General features: G+C 56.9%; 16 protein-coding genes. 7 read left to right on the top strand and 9 right to left on the bottom strand.

Annotated elements, in window-relative coordinates; all coding sequences use genetic code 11:
• Positions 1-35: 35 nt before the first annotated feature.
• The gene (locus tag FHW74_RS10335) at positions 36-1,319 is read right to left on the bottom strand and encodes a DUF445 domain-containing protein (RefSeq protein ID WP_183170347.1); all 1,284 of its coding nucleotides are present in this window, start codon (positions 1,317-1,319) and stop codon (positions 36-38) included.
• Between the two features lie 194 nt (positions 1,320-1,513).
• On the opposite strand from FHW74_RS10335, the gene uspF reads away from it, so the two are divergent.
• Positions 1,514-1,948 (top strand): universal stress protein UspF, encoded by a 435-nt coding sequence (uspF, locus tag FHW74_RS10330; protein ID WP_183170346.1) that lies wholly within the window; start codon positions 1,514-1,516, stop codon positions 1,946-1,948.
• Between the two features lie 27 nt (positions 1,949-1,975).
• Here uspF and FHW74_RS10325 read toward each other — a convergent pair whose 3' ends face one another.
• The 3 genes from FHW74_RS10325 to mdtM all read right to left on the bottom strand — a co-directional run bounded on the left by FHW74_RS10325 (position 1,976) and on the right by mdtM (position 4,229).
• Complete coding sequence (locus FHW74_RS10325; RefSeq protein ID WP_183170345.1) at positions 1,976-2,731, bottom strand: hypothetical protein; 756 nt, start codon at positions 2,729-2,731, stop codon at positions 1,976-1,978.
• 1 nt (position 2,732) lies between these two features.
• Positions 2,733-2,927, bottom strand: a complete 195-nt coding sequence (locus tag FHW74_RS10320; RefSeq protein WP_125293070.1) for a hypothetical protein — start codon at positions 2,925-2,927, stop codon at positions 2,733-2,735.
• Between the two features lie 69 nt (positions 2,928-2,996).
• Entirely contained in the window at positions 2,997-4,229 is a 1,233-nt protein-coding gene (gene mdtM / locus FHW74_RS10315; RefSeq protein WP_183170344.1) for a multidrug efflux MFS transporter MdtM, read from the bottom strand.
• Positions 4,230-4,342: 113 nt separating this feature from the next.
• Between mdtM and FHW74_RS10310 the strand changes: the two genes are divergently transcribed.
• The 5 genes from FHW74_RS10310 to FHW74_RS10290 all read left to right on the top strand — a co-directional run bounded on the left by FHW74_RS10310 (position 4,343) and on the right by FHW74_RS10290 (position 9,433).
• On the top strand, positions 4,343-5,059 hold the full coding sequence (locus tag FHW74_RS10310; protein ID WP_042998668.1) for a GntR family transcriptional regulator: 717 nt from the start codon (positions 4,343-4,345) through the stop codon (positions 5,057-5,059).
• A 196-nt stretch (positions 5,060-5,255) separates the two neighbouring features.
• Positions 5,256-6,233, top strand: a complete 978-nt coding sequence (fraB, locus tag FHW74_RS10305) for a 6-phosphofructose-aspartate deglycase (protein WP_183170343.1) — start codon at positions 5,256-5,258, stop codon at positions 6,231-6,233.
• Between the two features lie 64 nt (positions 6,234-6,297).
• Positions 6,298-7,143, top strand: coding sequence for a fructoselysine 6-kinase (locus FHW74_RS10300; RefSeq protein WP_183170342.1), 846 nt, complete (start codon positions 6,298-6,300; stop codon positions 7,141-7,143).
• A 61-nt stretch (positions 7,144-7,204) separates the two neighbouring features.
• A complete protein-coding gene (locus FHW74_RS10295; protein WP_183170341.1) occupies positions 7,205-8,524 on the top strand; it encodes an anaerobic C4-dicarboxylate transporter family protein in 1,320 nt (439 codons plus the stop codon).
• Between the two features lie 96 nt (positions 8,525-8,620).
• Complete coding sequence (locus tag FHW74_RS10290; RefSeq protein ID WP_221192296.1) at positions 8,621-9,433, top strand: AraC family transcriptional regulator; 813 nt, start codon at positions 8,621-8,623, stop codon at positions 9,431-9,433.
• Here the strand turns inward: FHW74_RS10290 and FHW74_RS10285 are convergent.
• Both FHW74_RS10285 and FHW74_RS10280 read right to left on the bottom strand, forming a co-directional pair.
• Entirely contained in the window at positions 9,430-10,017 is a 588-nt protein-coding gene (locus FHW74_RS10285) for a LysE family translocator (RefSeq protein WP_183170340.1), read from the bottom strand. The two genes, FHW74_RS10290 and FHW74_RS10285, sit on opposite strands and share 4 nt — an antisense overlap.
• Before the next feature lie 85 nt (positions 10,018-10,102).
• Positions 10,103-10,555: a DUF1198 family protein gene (locus tag FHW74_RS10280; RefSeq protein ID WP_125293078.1), complete on the bottom strand. Its 453-nt coding sequence runs from the start codon at positions 10,553-10,555 to the stop codon at positions 10,103-10,105.
• A 197-nt stretch (positions 10,556-10,752) separates the two neighbouring features.
• Between FHW74_RS10280 and tsr the strand changes: the two genes are divergently transcribed.
• Positions 10,753-12,420 (top strand): methyl-accepting chemotaxis protein, encoded by a 1,668-nt coding sequence (gene tsr, locus FHW74_RS10275; protein WP_183170339.1) that lies wholly within the window; start codon positions 10,753-10,755, stop codon positions 12,418-12,420.
• Positions 12,421-12,464: 44 nt separating this feature from the next.
• On the opposite strand, the gene fic is transcribed toward tsr, so the two are convergent.
• From fic to lsrF, 3 genes are all read right to left on the bottom strand, one after another.
• The gene (gene fic, locus FHW74_RS10270) at positions 12,465-13,541 is read right to left on the bottom strand and encodes a protein adenylyltransferase Fic (RefSeq protein ID WP_183170338.1); all 1,077 of its coding nucleotides are present in this window, start codon (positions 13,539-13,541) and stop codon (positions 12,465-12,467) included.
• Between the two features lie 220 nt (positions 13,542-13,761).
• A complete protein-coding gene (gene lsrG / locus FHW74_RS10265; protein WP_125293081.1) occupies positions 13,762-14,061 on the bottom strand; it encodes a (4S)-4-hydroxy-5-phosphonooxypentane-2,3-dione isomerase in 300 nt (99 codons plus the stop codon).
• Positions 14,058-14,948: a 3-hydroxy-5-phosphonooxypentane-2,4-dione thiolase gene (lsrF, locus tag FHW74_RS10260; protein ID WP_183170337.1), complete on the bottom strand. Its 891-nt coding sequence runs from the start codon at positions 14,946-14,948 to the stop codon at positions 14,058-14,060. The genes lsrG and lsrF overlap by 4 nt, the downstream gene beginning before the upstream one ends.
• Positions 14,949-14,954 lie beyond the last annotated feature (6 nt).

Raw genomic sequence — 14,954 nt, 5'->3', positions numbered from 1 at the left:
CCCTCTGGCAAAGGGGAGCGTTTTGGGCGAGTCGCCTACCACCATCCTGCGCCCTGCATCCATCCCGGTACCTGCGACAGCAGCCACAGCACCAGGCCAATACAACCGCCCACCAGCGTCCCGTTGATGCGGATAAACTGCAAATCTTTGCCGATGTTTAGTTCGATCTGGCGCGACATATCCCGCGCATCCCAGCTTTTCACCGTGTCGCTGATGTGACGGGTTAAAAACGCGGCGAAATCTGGCGCAACGCGGGTCGCAGCCTGCTCCATATGTTCGTTGAGCGAATGGCGCAGCGCGTTGTCCGCCACCAGGGTTTCGCCAAACCATTGACCGGCTTCGGCGATGCGTCGCTGAACACGTGAATCATCTGACTGCATATCGGCTTTTAGCCACTGGCGCAGGTCGCCCCACAACTCGCCGAGATAGCGGTTAAACGCCTCATCGTTTTTGAGATAACGCTTGATGTTATTGGCTTTCTCCGCCATCTCCGGGTCGCTTTTCAGGTTGTCGATCAGCTTCAACGTGGCGCGATCGAAGGCTTTGCGGATCTGATGGCCGCGATCCTCGCTGATATCATCCAGCAGTGAATTCACCGCATCGGACACCAGCTCCGCGCTGTGCTCGCCCAACCACTCGGTGGGCAAGATTTTGGCTTTCAGCGGATGCTCGGTCTCCAGCCAGTGGACAATCTGCCGGGCAATAAAATCGCGGGTTTTATCGCGCTGGAGCAGGGCGATCAACTGAGTAATCAGCGAATCCAGTAGCTGCTGGTGACGATCGTTTTTGGTCATGCTTTCCAGCATCAGCGCGCTGGTGCCGGTAAGGTCGACTTTATCAATCGCCTTATGCACCGCACGGCGTAACAGCCCCTGGATGCGCGCATCGTCGGTCAGTTCCAGGAAACCGCTCATCCCCTGGATCAGATACCCGCCGACCCGCCGGGCGTTCTCCGGCTGGCTGAACCATTTGCCGATCAGCATCGCCGGTTCATGGCGATGAATCAGCGCGACCAGCGACTGGGTATCAAGGAATTTCTCTTCGACAAAGCGCCCGAGGTTTTCGCCAATCCGATCTTTATTGCGCGGGATAATCGCGGTGTGCCGCGAGATAAACGGCAGCGGCACACGGCGAAACAGCGCCACCACGGCGAACCAGTCGGCCAACGCGCCGACCATCGCCGCCTCGGAAATGGCCTTTAGCCCGCTCACCCACGGGCTGGGCGGCAGGAACAGAGTGATGACAAAAGTGGCTGCGGCAATCAGCAGCAGCGACAGCGCCAGCAGCTTGGCGCGCTTGAGTTCAGCTAATTTTTCCATCAGGTAAGCATAGAGGCGATGCGGGGGATGGGGTAGGGGAAAAGGTTTAATCGGGGGGACACACAGCTGCGAGCATGGCCTGTGCAATCTATCTTGCGAGGCTTTACCCAAACCCCTACCCCCATCACACCCAACCGGTTAAATTTTGACCATAATAATCGTGGGGTTTCACATAGCACGCAAAAGGAGGTTGTATGTCCAGAACGATCTTAGTACCCATCGATATCTCTGAGATGCAGCTGACGACGCAGGTTATTCCCCATGTGCAGGAGTACGCCGGGCGGGAGGTTGCGATGATCCATTTTCTGGCCGTGATCCCGGACCATAGCTATTTTGCCGCTTATGGTCTGGAATACACCACCATCGCGCCGGAACGCTCGCAGCGGGAAGCCAACGCGCTGGAAACGCTCAATGAGCTTGTCACTCAGTTCAAACTGCCGGAGGGCCGGGTTAAAACCCATGTGTATAGCGGCGCGCCGAAGGATCACATCCTGCGGGTGGCGGATCAGATCAATGCCGATCTGATTATCCTCGCTTCGCACCGGCCCAGCATGAGCACCTATCTGTTGGGCTCCAATGCCGCGGCGGTGGTGCGGCACGCCAAATGCTCGGTGCTGGTGGTTCGCTAATCGATCAAGCCCACTGCGGTGGGCTTTTTAACGCCGCTCCAGGCCCATCGCGCTCACCGGATCGAACAGCGACAGGCTTTCAATCTGCTCAAGCAGGATCACTTTACGAAACGACAGGGCGGATTTTGGCTCCGTGGTCAGCGTGATCTCGTGCTCCGCGTACCAGGCGCTGTAGTTGTGCTCCACCACAAACTGCCCGCTTTCCCGCGAGCGGTAGCCGCTCAGAAACGGGATCAGCACGATATTATTGCCCGGACTGCTGCTATCGAATGTCGCGGTATGTACCATCCCGACGTACACGCGCTGCGATTTAAGCATCACAAACGCCAGTTCGCCTTCTTCCATGCACTGATATAGCAAACCTTCCAGCCCGTTGGCGCGGGTCAGTTGTTTGTAAAGTGAGCGGCGGCCGCCGCTGTCGAGCCGGGCGCTGCGCGCCCAGTTGGAACGATACAGGCAAAACAGCACCGCAAAGCCCAGCATGATCACCACCGGTGCCTGGATGCCGAGAAAGCTCCAGTTAATAAACTCCATCTGATAGCGGTGCGCTTCCGGGCCGAAATACTGCGGCAGTTCGTTCATCACCAGCGAGGTTATCAGCAGGATCAGCCAGACGGCGGCGGTGGCGATCAGCCCCTGCAACACGAAAATGCAGCCGTACAGCGCCACCAAAAAGTAGACATCCCAGCCGAAGGTGCGTTTGTATTTCAGGCGCGTGGAGAGGTCGCGGCTGGCGTACCAGTAGCCGCACACCATCAGCACCATAAAGATCGCGGTTCCCATCTCAGGCCCGCTTCAGCATTTCAACGTGGCGTTGAAAGTCCTGTTGCACCTGGACGCAATGAATATTCACCATGGCATTGCCGTCGCCGTCGATAATAATGCGTTCACCGTCGTCGATGGCGTCCTGGACGTCGCCGTGGCTGATCACCTGTAACAGTTTTTCGGGGCTTGAGAAGAGTGATGGCAGCAGTTTCATGAATTTTCCTCCTGGCTACAGTGTAGAAAGTCTGCACTAAAGTCGCGGGGGATGATTCTGAAACCCGCGCTACGCCAGCGCGGTTTCCCGTTCGCGCACCCGTTTTAACAGCCCCGCCAGGAAGTACACCACAATCACGCCCGCCGCCACCGAAAGCAGATGAAACGGCAGCCGTCCACCCGTGTGGAAGTAAATCCAGCGTGCCGCTTCAACGGCTGCCGCACAGGTGCTCAGCACCACAATATTCAGCGACGCGGAGACCGTACCTTTCGGCAAGTCGTTGGAAAACAGCGTAAAGCGGTACAGCGTGGGGAAAATCAACCCAATCCCAAAAGCATAGAAACTGGTGCCGAGTACCGACCACAGCCAGACGTGCGGGGCCAGGAGATTGCCAGCGATCATCAGCCCCAACCCGGTGAGCTGGATCGGGATGGCGCTCCAGATAAAGCGCGGCGTGGTGGGGTCTTTAATAAATTTCACCACCAGCATATTGGCGACGATCACCGCGCCGAAAATGGGCACCTGAGTCCAGGCGTACTGCGAGGTGCTTAGCCCGCCGTCGTCAATGAGAATAACCGGCGACACCGCCACCCAGGTCATTAGCGGGATGTAGCTAAGCGACAGCGTGGCCGCGCCGGTCAGGAAGATACGGTTGCGAAACACGCGGGTAAAATCCTGCCACACGCTTGTCACGCGAAACGGCGCGCCGCGCGCTTTAATGGTCTCCGGCATGGTGAACAGCAGGCCCAGCCAGGCGATAAACCCCATCGCCGCAATAATGGCAAACAGCACTTTCCAGTGAACGAACTGCATCAGCGCCGCGCCGGACAGCGGGCCGACCACCGGCGCCACCAGCACCACGGAAGTAATGATCGCCATCAGCTTGATGGATTTGGTCTGCCCATAGGCTTCCTGCACCGTCACATAGCCCACGGTGGCGATAAAGCAGATACTGGTTCCCTGAATAAAGCGCGCCGCGAGAAACTGTTCCATCGACGTGGTGAACAGCGTGGCGGCGCAGGCGAGGGTAAAAATCAGCGCGCCGGTAAGCAGCACCGGGCGGCGGCCAATCCGGTCCGACAGCGGGCCGAGTAGCCACTGTAACGCCATGCCGCCCGCCATATACAGGCTGATGGACGCCGGAGCCAGGCTGACGTCGGCGTTAAATTCCCGCACCACATGAATAATCCCCGGCTGGATCATATCGGTGGTGAGATAAGCGGCGAAATCGTACAAAATGAGCGCCATCGGGAAAAAAAGCGAGCTGGCGTGGCGGGCCCAAAAAGCGGAATTCCATTGCATCCTGTCTTTCTCCTTGCTGACTAACCCTCAGCTACAGTGTAGCCATAAGCAAATTGTTGTATATTGTAAACCATGCGCTGTCTGCCTTATGACAATACAAAAGGATACATAACGTGAATCTGCCGGATACCTCAAGTGCCAAACCGCTGTATAAGCAGCTTGAAGAAGCCCTGAAAGAGGCGATTTTAAGCGGCGAATACCAGCCGGGGCAGCAGATCCCAACCGAAAACGATCTCAGCGCCAGCTGGCAGGTGAGCCGCGTCACGGTGCGAAAGGCGCTGGATGCGCTGACCCGGGAAAACTTTCTTACCCGGGTATCGGGTAAAGGGACATTCGTGTCCGGCGAGAAGTTTCAGCGCAGTATGACCGGCATCATGAGCTTCAGTGAGCTGTGCCGCTCCCAGGGTCGCCGCCCGGGTTCGCGCACCATCAAGTCGGTGTTTGAGGCCTGCGATGAGGACACCCGCGCCAAACTGAACATCCCCGATGGGGAAAAAGCGGTGGTGATTGAGCGTATCCGCTATGCCGACGACGTGCCGGTATCGCTGGAAACGGTCTGGTTCCCCCCGCAGTTTGCCGCGCTGCTGAATGAAGATCTCAACAGCCATTCTCTGTACGACACCCTGCGCGACAAGCATGGCCTGTGGTTTACCCACTCCAGCAAAACCATTGAACTGGTGTACGCCAGTTTTGAGGTGGCCCACTATCTCGGCGTCGCTAACCGTTATCCGCTGATCTCGATTAAAAGCGAGATGATTGATAACAAAGGTGAAATGTCCTGCATTTCTCACCAACTGATCGTCGGCGACAAACTGCGTTTTACCGTCTGACCCCCATTTTTTGCCGTTGATCGTTGCTCTGTTTCAGCGTAAATCGGGATCCGCATCGCGGATCCCGATTTTTTTGCATGAGCACACGTTGATCGAAATGTATTCCAATGTTATATATCTTGAACAATACATTTAGATACATTGATTGGCGCGCGGCTGTTACGCGGTTAACGTCAGAAACGACCCAAGGGGAAAAGTGATGAGTATTAAAGAAATCATTAGCGGCATTGTGGACAACAAAGCAGAGAAAGGCGGGATCACCCACGTCTATTACGTCGCCTGCGGCGGCTCGTATGCGGCGTTTTACCCGGCGAAAGCCTTCCTGGAAAAAGAAGCCACTAAAGTCACTGTCGGGTTGTACAACAGCGGCGAGTTTATCAACAACCCGCCGGTGGCGCTGGGCGACAACGCGGTGGTGGTGGTGGCGTCCCATAAAGGCAACACCCCGGAAACCATTAAAGCGGCAGAGCTGGCCCAGAGCCGCGGCGTGCCGGTTATCGGCCTGACCTGGGTGACCGACTCCCCGCTGGTGGCGCATTGTGACTTCGTCGAAACCTACAGCTTTGGCGACGGCAAAGATATCGCCGAAGAGAAAACCCTCAAAGGTCTGATTACCGCGGTAGAAATTCTTAACCAGACCGAAGGTTATGCCCATTACGAGGATTTCCAGGACGGACTGAGCAAAATCAACCGTATCGTGTACCGCGCGTGGGATCATTTGCAGAACCGCGCCCAGGCGTTTGCCCAGGAATACAAAGACGACAAAGTCATCTACACCATGGCGAGCGGTGCGGGTTACGGCGCGGCCTATTTGCAGAGCATCTGCATCTTTATGGAAATGCAGTGGATCCACTCTGCCTGCATCCACAGCGGCGAATTCTTCCACGGCCCGTTTGAAATCACCGATGCCAACACGCCGTTCTTCTTCCAGTTCTCTGAAGGCAGCACTCGCGCAGTGGACGAGCGCGCCCTGAACTTCCTGAAAAAATATGGCCGCCGCATCGAAGTAGTGGACGCCAAAGAGCTGGGTCTCTCCACCATCAAGCCGACGGTGATCGATTACTTCAACCATTCGTTGTTCAATAACGTTTATCCGGTTTATAACCGTGCGCTGGCTGAGATCCGCCAGCATCCGTTAACGACCCGCCGCTACATGTGGAAGGTCGAATATTAATCACGCCAGGATTTGACGCAAGGGGCAGGGACGCCCGATTTATCGCTATCAACAAGGAATAATGATGAACATTAAGGTGATTGGCATTGGTGATAATGTCGTTGATAAATATCTTCATTCCGGCGTGATGTACCCCGGCGGCAACGCGCTGAACTTCGCGGTGTACGCCCGGCTGGCGGGCTGTGAAAGCGCGTTTCTCGGCGCTTTCGGCAACGACGCCGCCGCGCGGCACGTGCAGGATACGTTGCAGGAATTGAACATCGACAGTCAGCGCTGTCGCCACTATGTCGGGGAAAACGGCTATGCCTGTATCCGGCTGGTGGATGGCGACAGAGAATTTGTCACCAGTAATAAAAACGGCGTATTACGCGAAAACCCGCTGCAATTATCCAACGACGATCTCGATTATATTGCGCAATTCGATGCGGTGCATTCCAGTATTAATGGATTTCTCGAAACGGAATTAGAAAAAATTAAACAACGCAATGTCACCCTGTCGTTTGATTTTTCCGGGCGTGGTACTGACGATTATTTTAAACAGGTTTGTCCGTGGGTGGATTACGGTTTTATTTCCTGCGGGGCGTTATCGGTCGAAGAGACCATTAATAAGATTTATAAATTTTACGATTACGGCTGTAAACAGGTTATCGCCACGCGCGGGCATGAAAAAGTGTATTACTATGCCGGAGATGAACTCATCGAATGGCAGCCGGTTTATATTCAACCCGTCGATACCCTCGGCGCGGGTGATGCCTTTTTAACCGGCTTTATGCTGTCCGTTCTGACATGCGGTAAACCCCAACCGGACCATGACGATATTATTCGCGCCATGACGGCAGGCGGGAAATCCGCGGGCCAGGTCTTACATCATTATGGCGCGTTTGGTTTTGGTAAACCGTATTCCGGCTAATTGCATCTCACCGATTACATAAAAACATAACTGGAATTCACTCCATTATCCGGGGGTAAGTATGTTCTGGACAGAATTGTGTTTTATCCTGGTAGCCCTGATGTTTGGCGCGCGTATTGGCGGCGTATTTTTAGGTATGGTTGGCGGCCTTGGTGTTGGCGTTCTGGTATTTGGTTTTGGCCTGACGCCCTCATCACCGCCCATCGATGTTATTTTAATTATTCTCTCCGTGGTATTAGCAGCATCGTCATTGCAGGCATCCGGCGGGCTGGATTTATTGGTCCGGCTGGCGGAAAAAATGCTGCGCCGCCATCCGCGTTATATCACGCTGCTGGCGCCGTTTATTTGCTATATCTTCACCTTTATGTCCGGTACCGGGCATGTGGTATACAGCCTGCTGCCGGTGATCTCCGAAGTGGCGCGGGATTCCGGCATTCGCCCGGAGCGGCCGCTGTCGATTTCAGTGATTGCCTCTCAGCAAGCGATTACTGCCAGCCCGATTTCAGCGGCCATGGCGGCGATGATTGGCCTGATGGCCCCGTTCGGCATCTCCATTTCCACCATCATGATGATTTGTGTCCCGGCGACGCTGATTGGCGTGGCGGCGGGGGCGATCGCCACCTTTAATAAAGGCAAGGAGCTGAAGGACGATCCGGAATACCAGCGCCGCCTGGCGGAAGGGCTGCTAAAGCCGATCGGCAAAGCGGAGCGCAGCGCTGAAATCGCACCACGCGCCAAACTCTCGGTGCTGTTGTTCCTGACCGGTGCGGTGGTGATTGTGCTGCTGGGGCTGGTGCCCGGCCTGCGTCCGCTGGTTGAAACCGCCAAAGGGCTGCAACCGCTCTCGATGTCGGCGGCGATCCAGATTGTGATGCTCTCCTTTGCCTGCCTGATTGTGCTGCTGTGCCGCCCGCCGGTGGATCACATCCTCAGCGGTAGCGTGTTCCGCGCCGGTGCGCTGGCTATTGTCTGCGCCTTTGGCCTGGCGTGGATGAGCGAAACCTTCGTCAGCAGCCATATCGACCTGATCAAATCCGAAGTGCAGGTGCTGTTGCAGGAGCATACCTGGCTTATCGCCATCATGATGTTCTTTGTCTCGGCGATGGTCAGCAGCCAGGCGGCAACCACCCTGATCCTGCTGCCGCTGGGGCTGGCGTTGGGGTTACCGGCGTATGCGCTGATTGGCTCCTGGCCTGCGGTCAACGGCTACTTTTTTATCCCGGTGGCCGGGCAGTGCCTCGCGGCGCTGGCTTTCGACGATACCGGCACCACCCGCATCGGTAAATATGTGCTTAACCACAGCTTTATGCGTCCCGGCCTGGTGAACGTGATTGTCTCGGTGGCGATGGGGCTGATGATCGGCAAAATGGTGTTAGGTTGATTTTGTTCCCCGGCCCGCTTGTTAAGGGGCCGTTTTTTTATCGTCTTGCGCGCCAAAGCTGTGCTAAAAGTTAATGCTCACTTACTGAGGTGCATCATGGCGCGATACCCTATCCGGCAACAATTCTGGCGCAGCGACGCGCTCCCATGGCTTGAGGTGCGTAACGTGAAAGACGGGCGCACGGTGAGCTACGCGCCGCACACCCACGAAACGTTCTCTATCGGCGCTATTATTGGCGGCTCCAGCAGCTACCTGAATGAGAAAACGCGTATCGAGGTCAGCGAAGGCACGGTGGTCCTGATGAATCCCGGCGATCTGCACGCCTGCAACCCGCTGCAAAACCAGCCCTGGGCCTACCGGATGTTCTATTTTGACAGCCGCTGGCTAAATGAACTCACCGGCAGAGAAGCCGAAGACGCCTGCCATTTCACCCAGACCTGGACACGCGATAGCGCGATTTTCGATGGCCTGAACCGGCTGTATCACATCGTGGTGGATGACGGGCGGGAGGCGCTGGAAAAAGAGTGCGAAGCAGCGCGCCTGATGCTGATGGTCCAGCAGCGGCTGCGCCCGCAGGATCGCCAGCCCGATGCCGCGCCCGCGCTGCTCGCCAGAGTAAAAGCGAAAATCAACGATGAATACCACGCGCCGCTTACCCTGGCGGAACTGGCGCAGACCGCCGGGCTGTCAGTTAGCCATCTGATCCGCTTATGCCAGCAGCATTACGGCGCAACGCCCCACGCGCTGTTAATGAACCGCCGCCTGCATATTGCCCGCGAGCGGTTAAAGCGTGGCGCACCGCTGGCGGATGTCGCCCAGGACGTGGGCTTCGCCGATCAGGCGCATTTCCAGCGCGCGTTCAAACAGCACCTGGCGGTAACGCCGAAGCAGTACCGCGATCTGCTTTAAGCGAGCGCCAGCCAGGCGGCGCAGCCCAGTAGCAGCGCCGCCAGTACCCGGTTAAACAGCCGGGTCCGGGCGGGCTGTTGCAGCCAGCCGCTCAGCGAGGCGCCCGCCAGCGCCCAGCTCAGGATCGACAAGTAACACACCACGAAATAGATCCCGGCAAACAGCCACAGCGTGGCGTGATTGCCGTCGCTGGCGAATAACCCCATGCCCGCCACGCAGGCCAGCCAGGCTTTCGGATTCAGCCACTGCATCAGCGCACCGTTAAACGCCCCCGGCGCGCGCTGCGCCTCGCGTTTATTTATCTCGCCGTTATCCCGCGCCAGCCGCCAGGCCATCCACAGTAAAAACGCGATGCCGCCGAAGCGGATCGCGCTCTGTAGCACGGGCCATAACAGCAACAGCTCATACAACCCATAGCCGGTGGCGAGCAGTAAAGCGGTAAAACCCACCGTCGCCCCCGTGACGTGCGGGACGCTGGCCCGCCAGCCAAAACTGACGCCGCTGCTTAACGCCACCAGATTGACCGGCCCCGGCGATACCGACGACACCAGCGCAAACACCATCATCGACCAGACAACACTCATAACCCCTCCTGTTAGTGAAGGGGTTACCGTGCCATGTCAGGCCATGCGGGTATTGAACAAAATACGCATCGCTGCGTGGAGAGGGTTAGTGCAGGTAAGTCACGGTGCCGTCCGGCACGAACAGCGCGTTGTAACGCAACTGGAAGGCGTTAAGCTCGTAGTTATCCAAATCCAGCTCGTGATAAAAGCGCAGGGCAAGGCGGATTTGCGCGTCGGTGAGCGGGGCGCTTAACCGGCCTTTTTGCAGAATGCGGTGCCAGCGCAGCAGGTTTTGCTCGCTGCCGTCGACGATGTATGCCTGATAGATCAGCAACAACTGGGCGGCGTTTTGCAGATGCACTTCATCGGGGCGCGCCAGATACTGAATAAACTCGTGCCCGGCCTGCTTGCCCATCTGGTCGATCATCGACTCCACCTGCAACGTCTGAATATTAAGACGTTCGCTAAGCCGCCGCACCGCGCGACGCGAATCGGAGGTCAATACCCGAAAACCCACCACAAACACCACCACCAGGGTAGCCAGCATCAACCAAATCATGTTTATTCCCGCCACAAAAGAGAGTGCCTATCATAGGCTAAACCCGCCGGCAGGAAAAAGAGCCGTGATGACCTGACGCGAAAACGAAAGCCCGCCACCGCTCAGCGAATAAAAACGTAAGTCCAGGGATTTCCCCTATAAAGTTTTCCGGGGATTTTCCGATACCCCTTTTTATTTTGCCTCGGGAAACAGTCACCATGCTCAACCGTATCAAAGTCGTCACCAGCCTGCTTATCGTACTGGGGCTCTTTGGCCTCTTGCAGTTAACGTCGGGCGGGTTGTTCTTTAACGCGCTGAAAAACGACAAGGAAAACTTCACCGTTCTTCAGACCATCCGTCAGCAGCAGTCCACGCTGAACGCCAGCTGGGTGGCGCTGATCCAGACCCGTAACACCCTGAACCGCGCCGGTATCCGTTACATGATGGATTCCAACCAGATGGGCAGCGGCGCGACCGTGGCGCAGCTGATGCAGATTGCGCAAACCTCGCTGAAGCAGGCGGAAGAGCAGTGGGCGGCTTATGAGTCTCAGCCACGCGACCCGCGCCAGAGCGAGCAAACCGCTCAGGAAGTGAAGCGCACCTATGATATCTACCATAACGCGCTGGCGGAGCTGATCCAGTTACTGGGTGCCGGTAAAATCAACGCCTTCTTTGACCAGCCGACCCAGAGCTACCAGGACGGGATGCAGAAAGCTTACGACAGCTACCTGGCCGAGAACGACGGTCTGTACCAGTTGGCGGTGGATGGCAGCAACGACTCCTATAACCTGGCGCTGTGGATCCTGATCGGCGTGCTGGGTACCGTGCTGGTGGTGATGATTGTGGTATGGATTGGCATCAACAAAGCGTTGATCCACCCGCTACAGCGTCTGCTGGAGAATATCCGCCATATCGCTAACGGCGATCTGGTGCGCGGCATTGACGTTCACGGCACCAACGAAATGGGCCAACTGGCGGCCAGCCTGCGCCATATGCAGGATGAGCTGGCGAAAACCGTTGGCGATGTGCGCACCGGCGCCAACGCGATTTACAGCGGCGCGAGCGAAATCGCCATCGGCAACAACGATCTCTCTTCCCGTACCGAGCAGCAGGCGGCCTCGCTGGAAGAAACCGCTGCCAGCATGGAAGAGCTGACCGCAACGGTGAAACAGAACGCCGAGAACGCCCGTCAGGCCAGCCAGCTGGCGCTGAGCGCCTCGGAAACCGCGCAGAAGGGCGGTAAAGTGGTGAGCAACGTGGTGCAGACCATGCACGAAATCGCCGGTAGCTCGCAGAAAATTGCCGATATCACCAGCGTGATCGACGGTATCGCCTTCCAGACCAACATCCTGGCGCTGAACGCCGCGGTGGAAGCCGCCCGCGCAGGTGAGCAGGGCCGTGGTTTTGCGGTGGTGGCCGGTGAAGTTCGCAACCTGGCAAGCCGCAGCGCCCAGGCCGCGAAAGAGATCAAAGGCCTGATTGAAGACTCGGTCAGCAAAGTGGAAGTGGGCTCGACGCTGGTAGAAAGCGCGGGCGAAACCATGGGTGAGATTGTTAATGCGGTAACCCGCGTGACCGACATCATGGGCGAAATCGCCTCGGCGTCTGACGAGCAGAGCCGCGGTATCGATCAGGTGGGTCTGGCGGTTGCCGAGATGGACCGCGTGACCCAGCAGAACGCCTCGCTGGTGCAGGAATCCGCTGCCGCAGCCGCCGCGCTGGAAGAACAGGCCAGCCGCCTGACTCAGGCGGTATCGGTATTCCGCATCAACGCCGACGCGCGGGAGATTTCACAGGACGTAACCCCGCCAAAAGCGCCGGCTGCGCCGCTGGCGACCCGTAAACCCGCTCTGGCGGACAGCGGCGAGAACTGGGAAACGTTCTAACAGCCAGGCCCGCAAGCATCAGGGGTTCACGGGCAGTGAACCCCTTATTGATTCAATTCCCGCAGTAGCCTGGTGTTGAGATACAGCTTTTCACGCCCGGCGTTCATCTCTTCCAGCACGCCAATTTCCACCAGCTGTTTCAGGTAGTTGGAGGCCGTCTGGCGTTTGGCGACACCGCGTTCCACAAGGTTTTCTATCCGGCAATACGGCTGAGCAAACAGCGCCTGGATAAGTTCATGGGTGTAGATCTTCGGCAGTTTTTCACGCACGTAGTCAGTGGTGTTTACTATCAGCTCCCGAACCACCGATATTTTATCGGTAGTCCATCGGGACGTATTCTCCACCGCCTCGAGCATAAACAGTATCCACGCTTCCCATTCCCCCTGTTCTGTCACCCTGCGCAGCAGGGTGTAGTAATCATCACGTCTCTCCAGGATAAAGCGGGATAAATACAGAATGGGCAACGAAAGCAAACCCGTCTGAATCAGGTAAAGGATATTTAGAATGCGGCCCGTTCGCCCGTTGCCGTCGGGGAAGGGATGAATACACTCGAACTGATAGTGCGCGATGGCCATTTTTACCAGCGGATCGACATCGTCATCACCGTGAATAAACCGCTCCCAGTTCGCCAGTAAGTTCCGAATAGCCTCTTCACCCACTGGCGGTGTGTACACCACGTTATTATTGTGGTCGCGCAATACCGTTCCCGGCGTTTTTCGGATATCGGTTTGTACGGCGCGTAAGTTGGTGCAGATAGCCACCGCTGTGTTGGTGCAGAGCGGATAGTGATTCAGGTGGGTATAGCCATCATAAAGCGCGGTGCGATAGCGCAGCGCTTCTTTGGTGGCGGGATCTGCGCCCTCCTCGCGATCGGCATACTGAAACAGCCGATCGCTGGTGGTGACGATGTTTTCAATGCGCGACGAGTCTTTCGCTTCCAGCATCGGAAGAATATTGATCAATAAACCCTGATCGGGGATAAGCTCACCGGCAGTTTTTAGTTCGGCGATGGCCGCCCGCGCGCTGATGCAGGCTTTCAGTACATTGCGCGTTTCAATCTGCTCCAGATCGGGCGGAAGCAGGGGCAGGGCGTTATAGGGCGTTTCCGGGTGCCAGCTCATATGTTTAAAAAAACCGTTTTTATCGACATATGGTCATAATATGTCGATGCCATAAACATGTCACGACGACATGTTTAAAAAAAACGCGTTTTATCGACATATGGCCGGAACCTGTCGATGCGATAAACATGTTGCGGCGATATGTTTAAAAAATCCCGTTTTTTCGACATATCGCGAGACCGTGCCAGTGAGCTTGCCCGTCCATGGGCCTGGTATGGCCTTACTTCACCTCCGGCAGCAATCCGATAAAACTGCGCTTTTTCCTGGGCTCCGACATCATCGAATCCAGCGCTTCCACGCAGGCTTTGTAGTGCGGCGTCTCCTTATGAGCCAGCACCGCGTCATCGTCCTGATAAGCTTCGTAGATGTAAAACCGCGTCTTTACTTTTGGGTCCTGCAATACGTCAAAACGCAGGTTGCCGGGTTCGGCGATCGCGCCCTCGTGGTTGGCGCGGAACACCGTTAAAAACTCATCTACCCGGTCCGGTTTGATGTTGATCTCAACCAGCGTCACATTCATGCCTTTCCTCCGTGTGCTTTCTCTTCCTGCCAGTATTGAAACGCTTCGCGCGCCGACATATTCTCATGCACCACTTTTTTCACCGCTTTCAGCATGGCGAGCGGGGCTTCGGACTGAAAAATGTTGCGCCCCATGTCCACGCCGCTGGCCCCCTGGTCGATGGCCCGCCAGCACATCTCCAGCGCATCCTGTTCCGGGAGCTTTTTGCCGCCCGCGATCACAATCGGCACCGGGCAACTGGCGGTGACTTTCTCAAAGCCTTGTTCGACGTAATAGGTTTTAACGAACTGCGCGCCAATCTCGGCGGCGATGCGGCTGGCCAGCGAGAAGTAGCGGGCGTCGCGCGCCATCTCTTTCCCCACGCCGGTTACCGCCAGCGTCGGGATGCCGTAGCGGGTCCCTTCATCCACCAGCTTGATGATGTTGTTAATCGACTGGTGTTCGTACTCAGAGCCGATGTAAATCTGCGCCGCCACCGCACAGGCGTTGAGCCGCAGGGCGTCTTCCATCGCCACCGCCACGCACTCGTTCGACAGCTCCGCCAGAATCGAGTTACCGCCGGAGGCGCGCAGCACCACCGGCTTATTGGTGGCGGGCGGCACCTGGCTGCGCAGAATGCCGCGGGTGCACATCAGCACGTCGGTTTCCTGATACAGCGGCGCGATGGACAGATCGATACGCTCCAGCCCGGTGGTGGGGCCCTGGAAATAGCCGTGGTCGAACGCCAGCATGACCGTGCGGTTGGTGGCGGGGTTGAAGATGCGCGCCAGCCGCGACTGCATCCCCCAGTCCAGCGCCCCGCAGCCTTTCAGGGCAAACAGCGTGTTTTTCTGGGGTTGCCCAATACCAAAATCTTTGCCGTCCTTGATGTCGTCTAAATCAGCCATTGTCTC

The sequence above is a fragment of the Atlantibacter sp. RC6 genome (assembly GCF_014193285.1).
Taxonomy (GTDB): domain Bacteria; phylum Pseudomonadota; class Gammaproteobacteria; order Enterobacterales; family Enterobacteriaceae; genus Atlantibacter.
This window is presented reverse-complemented; position numbering and strand designations above follow the sequence as displayed.

Coding starts and splice junctions, on each gene's coding strand:
- FHW74_RS10335 (WP_183170347.1), bottom strand. CDS start 1,319: ATGGAAAAATTAGCTGAACTCAAGCGCGCCAAGCTGCTGGCGCTGTCG.
- FHW74_RS10300 (WP_183170342.1), top strand. CDS start 6,298: ATGAACATTAAGGTGATTGGCATTGGTGATAATGTCGTTGATAAATAT.
- FHW74_RS10285 (WP_183170340.1), bottom strand. CDS start 10,017: ATGAGTGTTGTCTGGTCGATGATGGTGTTTGCGCTGGTGTCGTCGGTA.
- fic (WP_183170338.1), bottom strand. CDS start 13,541: ATGAGCTGGCACCCGGAAACGCCCTATAACGCCCTGCCCCTGCTTCCG.
- uspF (WP_183170346.1), top strand. CDS start 1,514: ATGTCCAGAACGATCTTAGTACCCATCGATATCTCTGAGATGCAGCTG.
- mdtM (WP_183170344.1), bottom strand. CDS start 4,229: ATGCAATGGAATTCCGCTTTTTGGGCCCGCCACGCCAGCTCGCTTTTT.
- FHW74_RS10320 (WP_125293070.1), bottom strand. CDS start 2,927: ATGAAACTGCTGCCATCACTCTTCTCAAGCCCCGAAAAACTGTTACAG.
- lsrF (WP_183170337.1), bottom strand. CDS start 14,948: ATGGCTGATTTAGACGACATCAAGGACGGCAAAGATTTTGGTATTGGG.
- FHW74_RS10295 (WP_183170341.1), top strand. CDS start 7,205: ATGTTCTGGACAGAATTGTGTTTTATCCTGGTAGCCCTGATGTTTGGC.
- lsrG (WP_125293081.1), bottom strand. CDS start 14,061: ATGAATGTGACGCTGGTTGAGATCAACATCAAACCGGACCGGGTAGAT.
- FHW74_RS10280 (WP_125293078.1), bottom strand. CDS start 10,555: ATGATTTGGTTGATGCTGGCTACCCTGGTGGTGGTGTTTGTGGTGGGT.
- tsr (WP_183170339.1), top strand. CDS start 10,753: ATGCTCAACCGTATCAAAGTCGTCACCAGCCTGCTTATCGTACTGGGG.
- FHW74_RS10290 (WP_221192296.1), top strand. CDS start 8,621: ATGGCGCGATACCCTATCCGGCAACAATTCTGGCGCAGCGACGCGCTC.
- FHW74_RS10325 (WP_183170345.1), bottom strand. CDS start 2,731: ATGGGAACCGCGATCTTTATGGTGCTGATGGTGTGCGGCTACTGGTAC.